The organism is Labrys sp. KB_33_2 (assembly GCF_052114505.1).
GTDB lineage: Bacteria > Pseudomonadota > Alphaproteobacteria > Rhizobiales > Labraceae > Labrys.
This window is the reverse complement of sequence record NZ_JBFREW010000035.1, coordinates 1-19,016: the sequence shown is the minus strand read 5'-3', so window position 1 is coordinate 19,016 and position 19,016 is coordinate 1. Positions and strand designations below refer to the sequence as shown.

The window sequence follows — 19,016 nt, the reverse complement described above, 5'->3', positions numbered from 1 at the left end:
CAAAGCCCATCTGAGGGCGGCTGCCGCTCGAACTTTCGAACAACTCTGGAACGCAATCGGCGATATCTGCGATCTCTTCAGCCCAAAAGAATGCTGGAACTATCTTAACGCCGCTGGATATGCGTACGATTAAATGTCCGATGCGCTAGGCTTGGGCTGACACTCCTCATCCCCCTGCCGGGACCTTCTCCCGCAAGGGGAGAAGGCGATGTTTCTCACTTGGGCGGCATGCCGATATCGTATTTGAAGTACTTCCCGGCGATCTGCTTGAACTCGCCGCTGGCATAGACCGCCTTGATGCCGGCATCGAGCTTGGTCTTCAGCTCGGTGTCCTCCTTGCGGAGGCCGCCGCCGATACCGCCTTCGAACAGGGGATCCTTGGGGAAGCCCTTGGAATCGCAGCAGGCGCCGTCCTTGCCTTCCAGGAACGGGCCAACGGAATCGGCATCGCCCAGTACCAGCTCGATGCGCCCGGCCGCCAAATCCGCCATGGCGGCATCGAGCGTGGCGTAGTTGCGAATCTCGGCGTCCGGATAGGCCTTCTGCACATATTGGGCGTGGATGGTGCTGGTCTGCACGCCGACCGCCTTGCCCTTGAGGCCACCAGGCACAAATTCGAACTTGTCGTCCTTGTTGCCGATGAACTCCACCGGCGTGTTGTAGATCGGGATGGTGAAGGCGATCTGCTTCTGCCGCTCGGGCGTGATCGACATGCCGGCCCAGATCACGTCGATCTTCTTGGCGAGGAGCGCCGGCATGATACCGTCCCAGGCGGTGGCCACCACCACGCAATCGAGCTTGGCTTGCTTGCACACAGCCTTGGCATAGTCGGGCAGAAAGCCCTGCCAGTTGCCCTGGCCGTCCAGCGAGAAGAAGGGCGGGATCGGCTCGGCCGAGACGCTGATCTTGACGGGGTCGGCCTGCGCTGTCGCCAGACCCGCCAGAATGGCGGCGCCCGCCAGCAAGCTCAAATTGACAATTTTCATGGACCCAATGTCCTCCCTCGGTTCCCGCTCTGTCGGCGTTTGTTACGGTTTGGCCGAGAGATCAGGCCCCGGCACGCGGGCAACAGAGCTTATTCGTCCGACCAGGTCAATCGGCGGGAGGACGGTGCAACCCGGCAGTTTGCCGGCGGTCGAGCGCTTCGTGCGTTATGAAGGTGGACGTTTGGCCCAGTGCCTCATCCCTTCCCCTCCGGCTTGCGCCACACTCGCTCGAAAGGCAGGCGCCAGGCATTGGGGGCGATGAGCTGATGGATGGATTTCGGGCCCCAGCTCCCCTGGTCGTAGAGACGCACGGGCGGCGGGTTCTCCAGCAAAGGCTGGGAGACTTCCCAGAGGCGCTCGATGCCCTCGGCCGTGGTGAACAGCGTGTGGTCGCCGCGCATGGCGTCGAGGATCAGGCGCTCATAGGCCTCCAGCACGTCACCGATCAGGCCTGTTTCGCTGAGGGCGAATTGCAGGGAGAGCTTGTCGAGCCGAAAGCCCGGGCCGGGGCGCTTGCCGTAGAAGGAGAGCGAAACCTTGGAGGCGTCGGCGAGGTCGAAGGTGAGGTGGTCAGGGCCTTGCGCGCCTACGCCCGAGCCCGCCGGGAACATGCTCTTGGGCGGTTCGCGGAAGGCGATCGAGATGATGCGCTGGCCCTCGGCCAAGCGCTTGCCGGTGCGTAAATAGAAGGGCACGCCGGCCCAGCGCCAATTGTCGATGGCGCATTTGAGGGCGATGAAGGTCTCGGTGTCGCTTTCGGGGTCGACGCCCGGTTCCTCGCGATAGCCGAGATATTGCCCGCGCACCACGTCACGCGGGTCGATCGGCACCATGGAGCGGAACACCTTGTTCTTCTCTTCCGAGATCGGCTGCGGCTCCAGCGCGGTCGGCGGCTCCATCGCCATGAAGGCGAGGATCTGGAACAGATGCGTCACCACCATGTCACGATAGGCGCCGGTGGATTCGTAGAAGGCGGCGCGGGTTGAAAGTCCCAATGTCTCAGGCACGTCGATCTGGACGTGATCGATGAAATTGCGGTTCCAGATCGGCTCGAACAGGCCGTTGGCGAAGCGGAAGGCCAGGATGTTCTGGGCCGGCTCCTTGCCGAGGAAGTGGTCGATGCGGAAGATCTGGCTCTCGTGGAAGACCTCGTGCAGACGGGCGTTGAGGGCGACGGCGCTGGCGAGATCGGTGCCGAACGGCTTTTCCATGATGATGCGGCAGCGATCGACCAGACCGGCCTCCGAGAGCATCTGCACGGCCGAGAGCGCGGCGTTGGGCGGCACGGAAAGATAATGCACGCGCCGGGCCTCGGGGCCGAGTTCCGCCTCGGCCCGTGCCACCGCTTCCTTCACCGGCCCCGCGCCGGCGCTGATCGGCACATAATCGAGACTGGCGGCGAAGGCTTCCCAATCAGCTTGGCTGACCTTGCGGGTGGAGAATTTGTCCAGGGAGTCGCGCGCGATGGCGCGAAAGCCGTCGGCATCGATCTCGTCGAGCGAGACGCCGATGATGCGGCAGCCGGGAATGAAGCCGGCGCTGGCGAGATGGAACAGGCCCGGCAGCAGCTTGCGGCGAGAGAGGTCGCCCGTGGCGCCCACCAGCACCACCACCTGCGGCTTTCCCGGGCCGACACGCGAGGAATTCTTGATCAAGGTTCTCGTTCCCATTGATTTTGCACTGCGCCGGCGCGCTACGCCGCGGGCCGCTCCAGGCCCGTCCTTGCCTGAAGCCGCCATCGCCGTGCCCCATACCGGTTCGAGACGGGAATAGGGGCATAGACCGATGGGATGATCAAGGGCCGACAGAAAAACTGCGCGACGCAAAATTAATCGGCGGAAACCACCAGCGCCATATCGCCGCCGCACTCTTGTACAGATTAGAATTTATCTAATCTGGAGCCCAGCCATGCCTTCTTCATCATATCGTCCCATCCAGAAGGCCCTGCATTGGGCGATCTTTCTACTGGTGCTGGCCTGCTATGGCCTTACCTATAACGGCTTGTTCTTCGCGAAGGGCGATCCGGGCCGGGCCCTGGCCTGGTGGAGCCACATTTCGCTGGGCCTCCTGCTCACGGCTCTGATTGCCGCCAGGCTCGTCGCCCGCCTGGCGCTCGGAACTCCCCCGCTGCCTTCGACGATGTCCGGTGCCGAGATGGCAATGGCCAAGGGTGCCCATCTCCTTCTTTATCTCCTGATGGTCGGTATCGTCGGCCTCGGCATCACTCTCACCTGGTTGCGTGGAGATGCTCTTACTTTTTTTGGCCTGTTCACCATACCCGCGCCCATGGTCCCCGATCGCGGTCCGGCATTTCTGGTCAAGGACGCGCACGAGCTATGCGCCGATGCGATCCTGGTCTTGGCCGGCCTCCACGCCGTTGCAGCGCTCTGGCATCATTATGTCCGGGGCGACGATGTCCTGACGCGCATGCTTCCCGGTCGTTCGGCGCGGTAGTGCGAGCGGGTGAGACGCCCCGCTTGGCTTCTTTCTTGATCTGGCTCAGACTCTTGTTTCCATACCTCTTGTAGCTTCGACCCGGCTCCCCACATCATTCTCAGCGAATGCCTGCGGGGTTCGCAAATCTGTATGGCGCCTGGACGATGCTACGGGTCTTCGGGCGTGCTGGAAGGGATAGAGAATGAATTTTGAACGCTATACCGAACGTGCCAGAGGCTTTGTTCAGTCGGCGCAATCGTTGGCGCTGCGCGAGGGGCATCAGCAATTTGCTCCCGAACATCTCCTGAAAGTCCTGCTCGATGATCCCGAGGGACTGGCGGCGGGCCTGATCGACCGCTCAGGCGGCAATTCGCGCCAGGCACTGAACGCCGTCGAGGCTGCCTTGAAGAAGCTGCCCAAGGTGCAGGGGACCGGCGCTGGCCAGGTCTATCTGACGCCGGGGCTTGCCCGCGTGTTCGAGGCTGCTGAGAAGGCGGCCGACAAGGCCTCCGACAGCTTCGTCACGGTCGAGCGGCTGTTGCTGGCGCTCGCCGTCGAAAAGGATACAGAGGCCGGCAAGGCACTGGCGGCTGCCGGCGCGACGCCGCAAAACCTCAACAAGGCGATCGAGGCCCTGCGCAAGGGCCGCACCGCCGATAGCGCCACGGCCGAGAACGCCTATGACGCCCTGAAGAAATATGCCCGCGACCTCACCATCGACGCTCGCGAGGGCAAGCTCGATCCGGTGATCGGCCGCGACGAGGAGATCCGCCGCACCATCCAGGTGCTGTCGCGGCGCACCAAGAACAACCCGGTGCTGATCGGCGAGCCCGGCGTCGGCAAGACGGCGATCGTCGAGGGCCTGGCGCTGCGCATCGTCAATGGCGACGTGCCCGAAAGCCTGAAGGACAAGGCTCTCCTGGCGCTCGACATGGGTGCGCTGATCGCCGGCGCCAAATATCGCGGTGAGTTCGAGGAGCGCTTGAAGGCTGTCCTGAACGAGGTGACCTCCGCCGATGGCGAGATCATCCTGTTCATCGACGAGATGCATACGCTGGTCGGCGCAGGCAAGGGCGAGGGGGCGATGGACGCCTCCAATCTGCTCAAGCCCGCTCTGGCGCGCGGTGAGCTGCACTGCGTCGGCGCCACCACGCTCGACGAATATCGCAAGCATGTCGAGAAGGACCCGGCCTTGGCGCGGCGTTTCCAGCCCGTCTTCGTCGAGGAGCCCACGGTGGAGGACACCATCTCCATCCTGCGCGGCCTGAAGGAGAAGTATGAGCAGCACCACAAGGTGCGCATCACCGACAGCGCCATCGTGGCGGCGGCAACGCTCTCCAACCGCTACATCACCGACCGCTTCCTGCCCGACAAGGCCATTGACCTTGTCGACGAGGCCGGCTCGCGGCTGCGCATGCAGGTGGATTCCAAGCCCGAGGAGCTCGACGAGCTCGACCGGCGCATCGTCCAGCTCAAGATCGAGCAGGAAGCCCTCAAGCGCGAGAATGACGACGCCTCCAAGGACCGTCTCACCAAGCTCGAAAAGGAGCTGGCCGATCTGGAAGAGCGTTCGTCCGAGCTCACCCAGCGCTGGAAGTCCGAGAAGGACAAGCTCGGCCTTGCCGCCGATCTCAAGGGCCAGCTCGACAAGGCCAAGAACGAACTGGCCGAGGCCCAGCGCCGCGGCGAGTACCAGCGCGCGGGCGAATTGACCTATGGCATCATCCCCAAGCTCGAAAAGGAGCTGACGGAGGTCGAGGCGTCCGAAGGCAAGGTCAGCATGGTCGAGGAGGCCGTGACGGCGGATCATGTCGCGCAGGTGGTCTCGCGCTGGACGGGCGTGCCCGTCGACCGGATGCTGGAGGGCGAGAAGGACAAGCTCCTGCGCATGGAGGACGTGCTGGGAGCCAGGGTGATCGGTCAGGGCGAAGCCGTGCAGGCGGTCGCGACCGCGGTCCGGCGCGCCCGCGCCGGCCTGCAGGATCCCAACCGGCCGATCGGCTCCCTCATCTTCCTGGGCCCGACAGGCGTCGGCAAGACCGAACTGACCAAGGCTTTGGCAAGCTTCCTGTTCGACGACGATACGGCGATGATCCGCCTCGACATGTCCGAATATATGGAGAAGCACTCGGTGAGCAGGCTCATCGGCGCGCCTCCGGGCTATGTCGGCTATGACGAGGGCGGCGCCCTCACCGAAGCCGTGCGGCGCCGGCCCTATCAGGTCGTGCTGTTCGACGAGATCGAGAAGGCCCATCCCGATGTCTTCAATGTCCTCCTGCAGGTGCTTGATGACGGGCGACTGACGGACGGGCAGGGCCGTACGGTCGACTTCCGCAACACCTTGATCATCATGACCTCCAATCTCGGCGCCGAATATCTGGTCAGCCAGAAGGAGGGCGAGGATTCGGACAAGGTGCGCGAGGAGGTGATGAGCGTGGTGCGCAGCCACTTCCGGCCGGAGTTCCTCAACCGTGTCGACGAGATCATTCTGTTCCACCGCCTGAAGAAGGCGCAGATGGGCGCGATCGTCGATATCCAGATGGCCCGGCTGCAGAAGCTGCTCGACGAACGCAAGATCACGCTGCATCTCGACGATGCCGCCAGGACCTATCTTGCCGACAAGGGCTACGACCCGGCCTATGGTGCCCGTCCGCTCAAGCGCACGATCCAGCGCCTGGTGCAGGATCCGCTGGCCGAGATGATCCTCTCCGGCAAGGTGAAGGACGGCGTGACCATCGAGATCGGCGCTACAGGCTCGGGCTTGGTCATCGGCGGTCAGGCGGTAAATGCCAGGGCGGCGTAAGGAATTACAGCAAGCCGAAACGAGAAAGTGGGCCTTCGGGCCCGCTTTTGCATTGGGGCCGCACGCTGGAACGGAACTGCAGCAACTCGGCCCTCGATAGCCAATGGCACCACGGCCGTAGCCGCACGACTGGAATAACCCACCAGGCCCACCAATGCGTGGCTGGCTTTAAAAATGGAACCGGGTTGTCGGGTCTGCGCGTTGAGAAACGTCCTTGGAGCGTAGCGTCATCGACGGCAATCGAGGAGGATCGCATGACTGCGGATGTTGGCAGACTGAAGCCCGCCACCGAACTGGCCGCTCTCAACCAGGCCCGGATCCCGAATGAAAGCGAGGCGTATCGCCGTGCCCGAACTGCTCTGCTTGCAGAGGAAATCGAACTTCGCCGCCGCATTGAACGCGTGGCCGAGATGCGCCGTGCATTGCCACCGGGCGCCCCCGTCGAAAAAAACTATGTGTTCGAAGGAGAGAATGGCCCCGTCCGCTTCGCCGATCTGTTCGGCAAGCATGAAAGCTTGATCGTCTACAACTACATGTTCGGTCCCGAGCGCAAACGCCCGTGCCCGATGTGCACGGCGCTTCTCGGCGCGCTGGCGGGTAATGCGCAGGATATCCAGCAGCGGGCTGCGCTCGCGGTCGTCGCCCGCGCCCCGATCGAGCGGTTGCTCGATTTCAAGCGTGAGCGCGGCTGGCGGCATTTGCCGCTCTACAGCGACACAACGGCCGAGTTCGGTCGCGATTTTGGGACCTGGCGCTCGGATGGCGACTATCCGGGCTACAATGTCTTTACCCGGCGAGACGGCTCCATTCGCCATTTCTGGGGCGGCGAGATGGGTGGCGTGACGGCCGATCCGGGCCAGGACCCGCGTGGCGCGCCCGACCTGACGCCGCTTTGGAATGTGTTGGACACCACGCCGGAGGGACGAGATGCCCATTGGTATCCGAAGGTGGATTACGATTGACCGATAGAGATCACGCTGCGCGGCATTTGGGCGGGGAGAACCCCGCTTACAGAGCCAATCTTGTCTTTGACATGCCTTTGAGAAGGCCGGGCTAGTCGATTCGAACCGAACCAGGCACGGCCATCTCAGCTAGGCCGGGATCAGAACTCAATCCTTCGGATCCTGCGTGCCCTGGCGGATGCTTTCGAGGTTGATCCATAGCGCCATCAGCGTGCAGACCGCACCCGAGAGCAGGTAGACGCCGGCGGAGGCGAGGCCGAACCATGTCGCCAGCGCCAGTGCGACGAAGGGTGCGAAGCCGGCGCCGAACAACCAGGCGAGATCCGAGGTCAGGGCCGCACCGGTGTAGCGATACTGGATCGGGAAGTTCATGTTCACCGCGCCCGAGACCTGGCCGAAGGTGAGGCCGAGCAGGATGAAGCCGCCGATCATGTAGATGAGCTCGCCCGTCTGGCCGCCGTTCAGCAATTGCGGCGCATAGCCCGAATAGATGGCGATCGCCATGGCGCAGACGGCGATGAGGTTGCGCCGGCCGAAGCGGTCGGCGATCGGGCCGGAGGCGACGATGGCGGCGAGGCCGAACAGGGCGCTGAAAATCTCGATCACCAGGAACTGGACCGGGCTTTCGTTGGTTTCCAGCACCACCCAGGCGAGCGGGAACACCGTCACCATGTGGAACAGGGCAAAACTCGCCAGTGGCGCGAAGGAGCCGATGATGATGGTGCGCCCCTGCGCGCCCACCGTCTCCAGGATCGGCTTGGGCTGTAGTTCCTGGCTCTGGAACATCTCGTCGTATTCGGGTGTGGCGACGATGCGCAGCCGCGAGAACAACGCCACCACATTGATGGCGAAGGCCACGAAGAAGGGATAGCGCCAGCCCCAGTCGATGAAATCCGCCGCATCGAGCGTGGTGTAGAAAAAGGCGAACAGGCCGCTGGCGACGATCAGGCCGAGCGGGGCGCCGAGCTGCGGGATCATGGCCCACCAGCCACGCTGGCCTTCGGGGGCGTTCAAACTGAGCAAGGCGGGCAGGCCGTCCCAGCTGCCGCCGAGCGCAATGCCCTGGCCGATGCGCAGCAGCGCCAGCAGCACGCCGGCCCAGGCGCCGACAGTGCCGTGATTGGGCAGGAAGGCGATCGCCGCGGTGGAGCCGCCCAGCAGGAAGAGCGCGATGGTCAGCTTGACCTCGCGGCCATAATGCCGGTCGAACAGGGTGAACAGCGCCGACCCGAAGGGGCGCGCGATGAAGGCGAGAGCGAAGATCGCGAAGGAATAGAGCATGCCCGTCAGCGCATCGTGATGCGGGAAGGCAAGCTTGGGGAACACCAGCACGGAGGCGATGGCATAGACGAAGAAGTCGAAATATTCCGACGTCCGGCCGATGATCACGCCGATGGCGATCTCGCTCGGCGTGATGGTGTGGCGCCTGGCGCCGTGCTGGCCCGCTGCCCCGGCCGGATGCATGGAAGTCGTGGTGCTCATCGTCCCTCGGCTTTCTCCAAAGACCCCTGGGGTCCTTGGACAGATATGGTTTGGAGCAGGATGAGGTCAAAAGAACCATAGGGGAGGAGCAGCGCGGCGCCAAGACATCTGTCTCCAAGACATCTGCCTCCAAGACATCTGCCTTTGGCGCATGTTGCGACACTGCAGATGGTCCTTGTTCACCTCACCGCCTCCGGGGCACTTTTGACCGACGAGGGGCGCGCGCATCGCAGCAAGCCACCGAGCTTGCGTCTCCGCGCTCCCACGCACTTGCTAGGCAAGTGCGGACATCATCTGCCAGGATCGCTCGCACCCTGTCCGAACCCATACCTGTCCAAAGACCCTAGCCCGCTCGACGGAAGCCGTGCAGTATGGGGGTCCCTTGCGTACCTATTGCCGTCTTCACGATGATATTGTCATTGGACAAAATGTCCAATGGGCAGCCTGGAACCGGAGGCGTATCGGCACGACATGCGAATGCTATCCCGAATGCCGTTCCTTAGCTCCGTCCGCTTGCGCAAGCTTGCGCGCCTCGCCCTGGCCCTGCCTCTTATGGGCCTGCTCGCGGGCTGCAATGCCGTGGTGCTCAGCCCGTCAGGCGACATCGCCGCCCAGCAGCGCGATCTCCTGGTGTTCTCTACTGTGCTGATGCTGGTGATCATCATACCGGTGATGGCGCTGACGGTGCTGTTCGCCTGGCGCTATCGCCAGTCCAACAAGGCGGCGCGCTATGAGCCCGATTGGGACCATTCCACCCAGCTTGAGCTGGTGATCTGGGCGGCGCCGCTGCTGATCGTCATCATTCTGGGGGCGATCACCTGGACCGGAACGCATCTGCTCGACCCCTATAGGCCGCTCGAACGCGTGGCCGCGGGCAGGCCGGTGACCAAGGAGGTCAAGCCTCTGGAGGTCCAGGTCGTCGCGCTCGACTGGAAATGGCTGTTCATCTACCCCGAATATGGCGTGGCCAGCGTCAACGAGATGGCGGCGCCGGTCGACCGGCCGATCAATTTCAAGATCACCGCCTCGGCCGTGATGAACTCCTTCTATGTGCCGGCCCTGGCAGGCATGATCTATGCCATGCCGGGCATGGAGACCAAGCTGCACGCGGTGATCAACGCACCCGGAGAATATGAAGGCATCTCGTCCAATTACAGCGGCGCGGGCTTCTCGGGCATGCGCTTCCGCTTCCATGGGCTCGACCAGGCCGGCTTCGACCAGTGGGTCGCCAAGGTCCGTGCCGGCGATGCCGGCGCCCTCGACCGCCCGGCCTATCTCGCTCTGGAGAAGCCGAGCCAGAACGTGCCCGTGCGCCATTACAGTTCCGTCGCCGATGACCTCTATCACGCCATCCTGAACATGTGCGTCGACGCCAACAAGATGTGCATGGACAAGATGATGTCGGTCGATGCTCAGGGGGGCCTCGGCAAGGAAGGCATCAACAATGTCCGCCCGCTGCTCTACGACAAATATGCCCGCCGTGGCGCGGTGTTCGGCCCCGAACCCTATTTCGTTTCCTCCTATTGCGAGGTGCCGCGGTCCGGTGCGCTCGATACTTGGAAGCGCGGCGTTCCGGCGTTGAGTCCCAAGCCCGCCGGCCTCACCGGCGCCAGCCTTTCCATCCCGTCTGCCTCCAGCCAGCCGTCGCAGCTCTCCGCTGCCCAGCCCGGTTAAGTGCAACCTCATTCAAGAGCGGATACCCATGTCTTCTGAAACGGTTGCAGTCAGCCCGATCTTCGGTCGGTTTACACTGGAAGCCATCCCCTATCACGAGCCGATACTGGTCGTAACCTTCATTGGTGTCGCCATCGGCGGCCTCGGCCTTCTCGGGGTCCTGACCTATTTCCGCGCCTGGGGCTATCTATGGCGCGAATGGTTCACCAGCGTCGATCACAAGCGCATCGGCGTTATGTATATCGTGCTGGCGCTGGTCATGCTGCTGCGCGGTTTTTCCGACGCGATCATGATGCGCCTGCAGCAGGCGCTCGCCTTCGGCGGATCCCAGGGCTATCTGCCGCCGCATCACTACGACCAGGTCTTCACGGCGCATGGCGTCATCATGATCTTCTTCGTGGCGATGCCCTTCGTCACCGGCTTCATGAACTTCGTGGTGCCGCTGCAGATCGGCGCGCGCGACGTCTCCTTCCCCTTCCTCAACAATTTCTCGTTCTGGATGACCGCGGCGGGCGCAGCCATCATCATGATGTCGCTGTTCGTCGGTGAATTCGCCAAGACGGGCTGGCTCGCCTATCCGCCGCTGTCGGGTATCGCCTATAGTCCGGATGTCGGGGTCGACTATTACATCTGGGGCCTGCAGGTGGCGGGCGTGGGGACGCTGTTATCGGGCGTCAACCTGATCGCCACCATCGTCAAGCTGCGTGCGCCCGGCATGACGATGATGCGCATGCCCGTCTTCACCTGGACTGCGCTGTGCACCAACGTCCTCATCGTCGCCGCCTTCCCGGTGCTGACGGCCGTGCTCGCCTTGTTGTCGCTCGACCGCTATGTCGGCACCAACTTCTTCACCAATGACCTCGGCGGCAATCCGATGATGTATGTGAACCTCATCTGGATCTGGGGTCATCCGGAGGTCTATATCCTCATCCTGCCGGCCTTCGGCATCTTCTCGGAAGTGACGGCGGCCTTCTGCGGCAAGCGTCTGTTCGGTTACACCTCGATGGTCTACGCCACGGTGGTGATCACCATCCTGTCCTATCTGGTCTGGCTGCATCACTTCTTCACCATGGGCTCGGGCGCCAGCGTGAACTCCTTCTTCGGCATCACCACCATGGTGATCTCGATCCCGACCGGCGCGAAGATCTTCAACTGGCTGTTCACCATGTATCGCGGCCGCATCCGCTTCGAGTTGCCGATGATGTGGACGCTGGCCTTCATGCTCACCTTCGTGATCGGCGGCATGACGGGCGTGCTGCTGGCGGTGCCGCCAGCCGACTTCGTACTGCACAATTCGCTGTTCCTGATCGCGCATTTCCACAATGTGATCATCGGCGGCGTGCTGTTCGGCATGTTCGCCGGCATCAACTACTGGTTCCCCAAGGTCTTCGGCTTCCGGCTCGATCCATTCTGGGGCAAGGTCTCGTTCTGGTGCTGGGTCATCGGCTTCTGGGTCGCCTTCATGCCGCTCTACATCCTCGGCCTGATGGGTGTGACCCGGCGCGTCAGTCATTTCGAGGATCCGTCCCTGCAGATCTGGTTCGTGATCGCCGCTTGCGGCGCCGGTCTGATCGCCATCGGCATCGCCGCTTCGCTGATGCAGTTCTATGTCAGCTTCAAGAAGCGGGAGTCCCTCAAGGATACCACCGGCGACCCCTGGAACGCGCGCACGCTGGAATGGTCGACCTCTTCGCCGCCGCCGGCCTACAATTTCGCCTTCACGCCGGTGGTGCATGATCTCGATGCCTGGGAGGACATGAAGCGCCGCGGCTACAAGCGGCCACTGGAAGGCTACAAGCCCATCCACATGCCCAAGAACACCGGCGCGGGCATCGTCCTGGCCGGGTTGAGCGCGGTCTGCGCCGTCGCCATGATCTGGTATGTCTGGTGGCTCGCGATCGCCAGCTTCGTTGCCCTGCTGGCTGCGGTCATCATTCACACCTTCAACTACAACCGCGACTTCCACATTCCCGCCGAGGAGGTGGCCACCGCCGAGAATGCCCGCACAAATCTGCTGGCGGCAGGAGAACGCTGATGTCGCAGACCATCCTGATGCCGCAGACAGGGGCCGAGGAAAGCCGAGCGCCGGTCTTCCATCTGCCGGAAGAACCGCATCATCCGGAAGGGTCGAGCACCATGCTCGGCTTCTGGATCTATCTGATGAGCGACTGCCTGATCTTTGCGATCCTGTTCGCCACCTATGGCGTGCTGGGCGGCAATTACGCTGCCGGTCCTTCGCCCAAGGACCTGTTCGACCTGAAACTGGTGGCGTTGAACACCACCATGCTGCTGCTCTCCTCCATCACCTATGGCTTTGCCATGATCTCGATGCAGGAAAGCAAGGTCGGCTCGACCCAGGCCTGGCTCTTGGTCACCGCGTTGTTCGGTATGGCTTTCGTCGGCATCGAGCTCTACGAATTCTCGCATATGATCCATGAGGGGGCGACGCCACAGCGCAGTGGCTTCCTTTCCGCCTTCTACACGCTGGTCTCTACGCACGGCCTGCACGTTTCCACCGGCATTCTCTGGCTGTTCACTTTGATGGTGCAGGTCGCCCGCTACGGCCTGACCACGGCGAACCGCCGCCGCCTCATGTGCCTGAGCCTGTTCTGGCACTTCCTGGACGTCATCTGGATCGGCGTCTTCACCTATGTCTATCTGATGGGGATGCTGCGATGAGCGCCCACACCCACCAAGACTCGCACCAAGACGCCCATCATGACGGGCATGGCTCCTCGCATGGCTCGCGCAAGAGCTACCTGATCGGCTTCGGCCTCTCGGTGGTGCTGACCTTCATCCCGTTCTGGCTGGTGATGACGGGCGCGCTCGAATCGAAGGTCGCGACCTCGCTGATCGTGATCTCCCTGGCGGTGATCCAGATCGTCGTGCACATGATCTATTTCCTGCACATGGATGCCAAGTCCGAGGGTGGCTGGAACCTGATGGCTCTGATCTTCACCATCGTGCTGGTGGTGATCACGCTGACGGGCTCGCTGTGGGTCATGTATCACCTCGTCAACAACATGATGCCGATCTCGGCGCATGACATGCGCAACATGCCGTGAGCCTGCTGCGATGACCGCTGAGCGTTTTCCAGAAAAGTTGGCAGACTTTTCGATTAAGAAAACGCGTCAAAGCGAAGAGTCGGAGAGAAAGTGTGATTCAGAGACATCGCACTTTGCTCCAGAGGGTGGCCGGCCGGCTCGGCCACCACGTTCGCGACGTGGTTTCACCGTCATGGTGGCGGCGCTCATCGTCGCCTTTGCGGGCTTTTGCGCGCTGGGCGTCTGGCAGGTCCAGCGCCTGGGCTGGAAGCAGGGCCTGATCGCCCGCATCGATGCCCGTATCCATGCCGAGCCTGCGCCGCCGCCCGGACCCGAAGCGTGGCCCGCCATCGCGGCGGACAAGGATGCCTATCGCCGTATCCGCCTCGCGGGCGAATTTCTGGACCGTCCACCCGTCTTCGTGCAGGCCACCACCGCGCGGGGAGGCGGCTTCTGGACGTTGTCGCCCCTGAAGACCGAGCAGGGCTTCCTGGTGCTCGTCAATCGCGGCTTCGTGCTGCCGGAGGAGCGCGCCAAGGCCGGCAATGCTGCTCGGCCGGCCGAGGTAACCGGGCTGCTGCGGCTCAGCGAGCCCAGGGGCGCCTTCCTGCGCAGCAATGATCCGGGCGCCGATCGCTGGTATTCGCGCGACGTGGCTGAAATCGCCGTCGCCCGTGGGCTCGGCACGGTGGCGCCCTATTTCATCGACGCCGAGCGGCGGCAGGCCGGCGAAATTCCGACCGGCGGCATGACGGTGGTCGACCTGCCCAACAACCATCTGGTCTACGCATTGACCTGGTTCGCTCTCGCCCTCATGGCACTCGGCGGGCTGGCCTATACCGTGCGTGAGAGGAGAGCAGGATAATCCCTCACTTCAGCCGCCGTTTCTCCAGCTTGCGCGCCAGGGTGCGTCGATGCATGCCGAGGCGGCGCGCGGTTTCGGAAATGTTGAACTCCGTCTCCACCAGCGTCTCATGGATGCGTTCCCATTCAAGATTCTTGATGGAGGTCGGGGTCTGTGTCATCGGCACGCTGGCGTCGCCGTCGCTGCGCTGGAAGGCTGCTTCGATATCGTCGGTGTTGGAGGGCTTGGCCAGATAGTGGCAGGCTCCGAGCTTGATTGCCTCGACGGCGGTGGCGATGGAGGCAAACCCCGTCAGCACCACGATCTTCATGGCGGGGTTATGACCATGCAGCGCCTTCACGCATTCCAGGCCCGAGCCGCCGGCCAGCTTGAGGTCGACCACGGCAAAATCCGGCGCGTGGTGTTGGAGCAAGGCTTGCATCGGCTCGAGGCCGGCGGCGACTTCGACGACATAGTCTCGCCGCTCGAAGGATTTGCGCAAGGTTCGGGCGAAGGTCGCATCGTCCTCGACGATGATGAGGCGGCGTTCAGCCGGGGAGGATGCCATCGGTTACTCCTTCGGGCGACAGTGTCGCCATCGGCAGGGTCAGCTCGACCAGTGCGCCGCCATTCAGCAGATTCTTGGCCGTGAGGGTGCCGCCGAGTTTGCGGGCGACGTTGACGACCAGGAACAGGCCGAGCCCGCCGCCCGGCCGATTCTTGCTGGAATTATAGGGTTTGCCGAGTTGATCCAGTATGTCCTTGCCGAAACCCGGCCCTGCGTCGGTGACAGAGAGCGTGAGCCGGTCGCCGCGCCGCTCCAGGGCGATGCCCACCCAATTGGGCGAGGCTTCGAGCGCATTGTCGAAGATGTTGAACACCACCTGCTTGAGGGCGTCGTCCGAGACGATGGAGACATCGGTGCCGAAGGTGTTGTTGTAGTCAAGGCGGGCAGGGGAACGGCTGGTGCGCCATTCCTCCACGAGTTCGTCGAAGAAGCTGAGCACGCTGGTGCGCCGCGTGCCTTCGCCGCGCACTTCGCCCGATGACATCAGGATACCGGTGACGATCGTCTTGCAGCGGTCGAGCTGGCCGCGCATTTCGGCAAGCTCGGCCGCGACCTCCTCGTCCTGCCTGAACATCTCCATGCGCTGCCAGTCGCTCAGGATCACCGAGAGGGTTGCCAGTGGTGTGCCGAGTTCATGGGCGGCGCCCGAGGCGAGCAGGCCCATGCGGACGATATGATCCTCCTCGGCCGATTGCTGACGCAGGCTCGCCAGATGGGCGTCGCGGGCGCGCAGGTTGCGGTTGATGCGGGTGACGAAGAATACCAGCAGGACTGCCGCCAGCACGAAGCAGATGAAGGTGCCCTGGACATGCAGGTCGGCCAGATCGGTGCCCTTTGGCGCCGCCGGCATTGGCAAAGGTCGGTTGAAGGTCGCCAAGCCGACGAAACAGGCGCTGGTGGCCGCGAGCAGCGTCCAGGTCGACCAGGCTTCCAGCAGGACACCGCCGATGATGACCTGCAGGAGATAGAGATAGATGAAGGGGTTGGAGGCGCCGCCGCTGAGATAGAGCTGCACGGTGAGTGCGGCGACATCGAGCATCAGCTCGAGGAAGAGCTCGGTATTGCCCACCAGGCCCTGGCTGCGCAGCCTGAGGACACCAACGACGTTGAGCGCCACCAGAAAACCGATCACGACCGCCATCTCGAATAGCGGCAGGGGAATGTTGAGCACGAGATCGACGAACAGGATGGTGATCACCTGCCCGATAACGGCTAGCCAGCGCAGCTGGATCAGCAAGGCGAGGTTTTTCTGGTCGGTGGTGTCGCGGATGGCGGTCATGATGCCTTACTATAGCGTCTCGCCGTCCTGCGGCAGCTCTGTCGGCGAAAATGCCGCAAGACAGAGATCCGCCGCCGCCAGATGCCGGCGGCGGGCCCCAGTTCCCATAACGATGGCGGCGGGCCGGGCCTCAGCTCTTGTTGATGCCGGTCGCGATCTCGGCGACGGGCGCCTTGCTCATCAGGGCGTTGATGCGGTCGCGCTCGGCCCTGAAGGTGGCGAGCAGGTCGCCATTGAGCTCACGTCCCTGCGGCAGCTTGATGCGCATTGGGTCGACGAAGCTGCCGTTGATCTTCACTTCGTAGTGGATGTGCGGGCCGGTCGCCAGGCCCGACTGGCCGAGATAGCCGATGACCTGGCCCATCTTGACCTTGGCTCCGACTCCTGTGCCTGAGGCGAAGCTGTTCATGTGCGAATAGGTCGAGAGATAGCCGTTGGCGTGCTGGATCTCGATGTGCCGGCCGTAGCCATTGGTCCAGCCGGATTTGACGATGGTGCCGTTGCCGGTGGCCAGGATCGGCGTGCCGACGCGGTCGGCCCAGTCGACACCGGTATGCATCTTGTAATAGCCGAGGATCGGGTGGCGCCGCATGCCGAAGGTGGAACGCATCTCGCCGCCATTGATCGGCTTGCGCGTCAGGAACTTGCGCGCCGACTTGCCGTCCTCGTCGTAATAGTCGACCTGGCCATCGTCGGGACTGGCAAAATGATAGTAGCGCTTGAGCTCGCCATTGACGGTCAGCGCCGTATAGAGGATGTCGCCGACTGGGTTGCCGGCCTCGTCCTGCTCGTAGAACAGCTCGAAATTGTCGCCCGGTCGGGTATGGCGGGTGAGATCGACGTCATAGGCATAGACGCGCAGCAGCCTTTCGATCATCTCCTTGGGCACCTGCTGCTTCAGGGCCGTCTCATAGATGGAGTAATAGAGGCGGATACCCGTGCCGCTGTCGCCTTCATCCTCGTCGCCGCCACCCTGATTGTCCTGGGCGTTGGCGGCGATGTCGGTCGAACTCGGATCCTGCACTGAGACATAGCCGCCGGTATCGGCGAGCACCACGGTGCCAAGATGCTTGTCGGCGTTATAGACCGACAGGCGTACGGGCCGGGAGTGGGCGTCCTCATCCCCGCCTGGCGCCACCAGAACCCGCAGGCGCAGCCCGCCATGCAGCTTGCCGGCATCGCCGAGCGCCTTGGCGATTTCCTGGACCTCCTGCGGCGTTGCACCCAGGCGCCCCAGAATGGCGGCGAGCGTGTCCTTATCTTCAACCGTGATGGTCTGTTCGCGGGAGGAGACCTCGGGCGTCGTCTTGGCGATATTGGTGAAGTTCTCGGGCACGATGGTGATCTTGAGCGCCGAGTCGGGGTCGGTCTGCACGTCGGTCTCGCGCAGTGCCGTGAGGTCCGCGCTTTCGGCGCGGTCGTCGTCGGCGGCGAGTGCTACGAATTGTGGCGGGATGATCGCGGCCGAGGGATCGCTGCCCTGGGTCTTTGCCCGCACCAGAGCGAGCACCTGCTCGTCCGGCAGCAGGGGACCGGAGGTCGGTTGGAAGTTCACGCCGACCAGGTCGCGGCTGGCCACGGTGACCTCGCCGTCATCGGGCGCTTGCTCGACATGGGGCGCGGCGGGCGCCAGGGCTGCGTCCGGATCGGCGGACAGAGCCTGGGGATTATAAGGCGGCACTTGGGAAGAGAACGGCCCGGAGGCAATCTGCAGGCTCGAGAGTACGCGCGCGAAGGGCTTGACCTTGATGACGTCCTTGTCACCCACTTTCGTGGTGGTGGAGACGCGAATGACCTGATGGGCTTCCATCGTATCGGTCTGGATCAGGATGCGATCGGTCTTTTGGGTGGAGGTTTGGGCCTCGCTGTCGCGCACGACGCTGGGGGCGATCTGCGGTGCATGGCCCACGCTGTATTCGCCGTCCAGAGCGGCATAGACCGCCCCACCCATCAAGCCGGCGCCGCACAGGCCGGTGAGGACCGTACCCGTCAGCCAGCGGATCGAGACCTTGCGCCGGTCGGGCGCGCGCCCGCCATCCGCCGAAAGCGGCGCCTGCGTTCCGGGATCCACGATCCCGTACCGATCCTGCCGCCTGTCTCTATACGTCGTCCGTGGTGACAAATTCGATAGTTCCGCCAGAAATACGCTGAACCCAAAACGCCAAAGCGTGAGGCGGCGCGCATGGTTGGTAGGAAGTTTGCCCCCTTCCTTGGGGGCGGACCGTGCCCTAGCCGGGCGCGCCGGTCAATTCCAGATCCATCTTAACCCCTGATCAATTGGGCCGATTTGGGGCGGTGTATGACAATTCCACGAATCCAGGGGCAGAATTCCTGATCGGGCTGCGTCTGGAGGGGAGGGCTGGGGACGGGTTCATGGGCCAGATTTCATGGGCTGAATCATAGATCACGCGCGGGGGGCGATACCTCTGCTGAAAGCAGGGCAGAGGTGGCTGCGTTAGGGAGGTAAGCAGCCTCCGATCAGGGCGCGCGGCGGCGGGGTTGAAATGGCCATCCCGAATACCCATGTTTGGACAATGGGTTAGTTGAAGACGCCGAGAATCCCTCCACAGGCTTTCAAAAAAAGCGTCACGCAACCGTCAAAAAAATGAAATCGGCTGTTGACGGGCGGAAAGAGCCCCTCTATACAGCACCCATCGACGGACGGCGCTGCCGCGAATGAGCGGCGGGGCTGATTTGTTGCCTCTTCTGCTTAAGATCGCAAGGTTCTGAACCTGGTGAAAACTGGGGCGGCGAGGCGTCTGGAAGATTGAACGGGTTCAGCTCGTTCCTGCTATTTGACAATTGCATCGGAAGAAAGAGAAGCGTAGGCGACGATGTCCTTGCGGATGCTGGGAGACTGGCATCGAAAGAGACAACGGCGTACTATGTATTCAAGAGCCATCGATGGTTTATCAGCTGTGAAGTTGGTGGATTATTG

Annotated in this window: 14 protein-coding genes and 1 pseudogene; 9 read left to right on the top strand and 6 right to left on the bottom strand. The window is 63.0% G+C overall.

Annotated elements, in window-relative coordinates:
* Window positions 1–133 (top strand): annotated as a pseudogene (locus AB4037_RS33650) (IS630 family transposase); the annotation flags it as partial.
* Between the two features lie 82 nt (window positions 134–215).
* Here the strand turns inward: AB4037_RS33650 and AB4037_RS33645 are convergent.
* Complete coding sequence (locus AB4037_RS33645; protein WP_441774523.1) at window positions 216–986, bottom strand: transporter substrate-binding domain-containing protein; 771 nt, start codon at window positions 984–986, stop codon at window positions 216–218.
* A 194-nt stretch (window positions 987–1,180) separates the two neighbouring features.
* A complete protein-coding gene (gene zwf, locus AB4037_RS33640; RefSeq protein WP_434959567.1) occupies window positions 1,181–2,641 on the bottom strand; it encodes a glucose-6-phosphate dehydrogenase in 1,461 nt (486 codons plus the stop codon).
* 253 nt (window positions 2,642–2,894) lie between these two features.
* Here zwf and AB4037_RS33635 point away from each other — a divergent pair, with 253 nt between their 5' ends.
* The 3 genes from AB4037_RS33635 to AB4037_RS33625 all read left to right on the top strand — a co-directional run bounded on the left by AB4037_RS33635 (window position 2,895) and on the right by AB4037_RS33625 (window position 7,187).
* Window positions 2,895–3,440 carry a cytochrome b gene (locus AB4037_RS33635; protein ID WP_441774522.1) on the top strand — a complete coding sequence of 182 codons (546 nt, stop codon included), beginning with the start codon at window positions 2,895–2,897 and terminating at the stop codon, window positions 3,438–3,440.
* A gap of 184 nt (window positions 3,441–3,624) precedes the next feature.
* Window positions 3,625–6,225, top strand: coding sequence for an ATP-dependent chaperone ClpB (gene clpB / locus AB4037_RS33630; protein WP_441774521.1), 2,601 nt, complete (start codon window positions 3,625–3,627; stop codon window positions 6,223–6,225).
* A 254-nt stretch (window positions 6,226–6,479) separates the two neighbouring features.
* Complete coding sequence (locus AB4037_RS33625; protein ID WP_441774525.1) at window positions 6,480–7,187, top strand: DUF899 family protein; 708 nt, start codon at window positions 6,480–6,482, stop codon at window positions 7,185–7,187.
* Window positions 7,188–7,334: 147 nt separating this feature from the next.
* Here the strand turns inward: AB4037_RS33625 and AB4037_RS33620 are convergent, their stop codons facing one another.
* Window positions 7,335–8,669: an MFS transporter gene (locus AB4037_RS33620; RefSeq protein WP_441774520.1), complete on the bottom strand. Its 1,335-nt coding sequence runs from the start codon at window positions 8,667–8,669 to the stop codon at window positions 7,335–7,337.
* 489 nt (window positions 8,670–9,158) lie between these two features.
* Here AB4037_RS33620 and cyoA point away from each other — a divergent pair, with 489 nt between their 5' ends.
* The 5 genes from cyoA (at window position 9,159) to AB4037_RS33595 (ending at window position 14,252) form a co-directional block, all read left to right on the top strand.
* Entirely contained in the window at window positions 9,159–10,343 is a 1,185-nt protein-coding gene (gene cyoA, locus AB4037_RS33615) for a ubiquinol oxidase subunit II (protein ID WP_441774519.1), read from the top strand.
* Window positions 10,344–10,371: 28 nt separating this feature from the next.
* The gene (gene cyoB / locus AB4037_RS33610; protein ID WP_441774518.1) at window positions 10,372–12,378 is read left to right on the top strand and encodes a cytochrome o ubiquinol oxidase subunit I; all 2,007 of its coding nucleotides are present in this window, start codon (window positions 10,372–10,374) and stop codon (window positions 12,376–12,378) included.
* A gap of 17 nt (window positions 12,379–12,395) precedes the next feature.
* Complete coding sequence (gene cyoC, locus AB4037_RS33605) at window positions 12,396–13,022, top strand: cytochrome o ubiquinol oxidase subunit III (protein ID WP_441774524.1); 627 nt, start codon at window positions 12,396–12,398, stop codon at window positions 13,020–13,022.
* Window positions 13,019–13,408, top strand: a complete 390-nt coding sequence (gene cyoD, locus AB4037_RS33600) for a cytochrome o ubiquinol oxidase subunit IV (protein WP_441774517.1) — start codon at window positions 13,019–13,021, stop codon at window positions 13,406–13,408. The genes cyoC and cyoD overlap by 4 nt, the downstream gene beginning before the upstream one ends.
* A 172-nt stretch (window positions 13,409–13,580) precedes the next feature.
* The gene (locus AB4037_RS33595) at window positions 13,581–14,252 is read left to right on the top strand and encodes an SURF1 family protein (RefSeq protein WP_441774516.1); all 672 of its coding nucleotides are present in this window, start codon (window positions 13,581–13,583) and stop codon (window positions 14,250–14,252) included.
* A 4-nt stretch (window positions 14,253–14,256) separates the two neighbouring features.
* Here AB4037_RS33595 and AB4037_RS33590 read toward each other — a convergent pair whose 3' ends face one another.
* From AB4037_RS33590 to AB4037_RS33580, 3 genes are all read right to left on the bottom strand, one after another.
* Complete coding sequence (locus tag AB4037_RS33590) at window positions 14,257–14,799, bottom strand: response regulator transcription factor (RefSeq protein ID WP_441774515.1); 543 nt, start codon at window positions 14,797–14,799, stop codon at window positions 14,257–14,259.
* Window positions 14,780–16,078 (bottom strand): ATP-binding protein, encoded by a 1,299-nt coding sequence (locus AB4037_RS33585; protein ID WP_441774514.1) that lies wholly within the window; start codon window positions 16,076–16,078, stop codon window positions 14,780–14,782. Before AB4037_RS33585 ends, AB4037_RS33590 begins: the two co-directional genes overlap by 20 nt.
* Before the next feature lie 130 nt (window positions 16,079–16,208).
* Window positions 16,209–18,149 (bottom strand): M23 family metallopeptidase, encoded by a 1,941-nt coding sequence (locus tag AB4037_RS33580; protein ID WP_434959577.1) that lies wholly within the window; start codon window positions 18,147–18,149, stop codon window positions 16,209–16,211.
* Window positions 18,150–19,016 lie beyond the last annotated feature (867 nt).

What these genes read in the sequence shown, in the direction of transcription:
- AB4037_RS33645 (WP_441774523.1), bottom strand. Translation starts at nt 986, where the DNA reads ATGAAAATTGTCAATTTGAGCTTGCTGGCGGGCGCCGCCATTCTGGCG.
- AB4037_RS33635 (WP_441774522.1), top strand. Translation starts at nt 2,895, where the DNA reads ATGCCTTCTTCATCATATCGTCCCATCCAGAAGGCCCTGCATTGGGCG.
- clpB (WP_441774521.1), top strand. Translation starts at nt 3,625, where the DNA reads ATGAATTTTGAACGCTATACCGAACGTGCCAGAGGCTTTGTTCAGTCG.
- AB4037_RS33625 (WP_441774525.1), top strand. Translation starts at nt 6,480, where the DNA reads ATGACTGCGGATGTTGGCAGACTGAAGCCCGCCACCGAACTGGCCGCT.
- AB4037_RS33620 (WP_441774520.1), bottom strand. Translation starts at nt 8,669, where the DNA reads ATGAGCACCACGACTTCCATGCATCCGGCCGGGGCAGCGGGCCAGCAC.
- cyoA (WP_441774519.1), top strand. Translation starts at nt 9,159, where the DNA reads ATGCCGTTCCTTAGCTCCGTCCGCTTGCGCAAGCTTGCGCGCCTCGCC.
- cyoB (WP_441774518.1), top strand. Translation starts at nt 10,372, where the DNA reads ATGTCTTCTGAAACGGTTGCAGTCAGCCCGATCTTCGGTCGGTTTACA.
- cyoC (WP_441774524.1), top strand. Translation starts at nt 12,396, where the DNA reads ATGCCGCAGACAGGGGCCGAGGAAAGCCGAGCGCCGGTCTTCCATCTG.
- cyoD (WP_441774517.1), top strand. Translation starts at nt 13,019, where the DNA reads ATGAGCGCCCACACCCACCAAGACTCGCACCAAGACGCCCATCATGAC.
- AB4037_RS33595 (WP_441774516.1), top strand. Translation starts at nt 13,581, where the DNA reads ATGGTGGCGGCGCTCATCGTCGCCTTTGCGGGCTTTTGCGCGCTGGGC.
- AB4037_RS33590 (WP_441774515.1), bottom strand. Translation starts at nt 14,799, where the DNA reads ATGGCATCCTCCCCGGCTGAACGCCGCCTCATCATCGTCGAGGACGAT.
- AB4037_RS33585 (WP_441774514.1), bottom strand. Translation starts at nt 16,078, where the DNA reads ATGACCGCCATCCGCGACACCACCGACCAGAAAAACCTCGCCTTGCTG.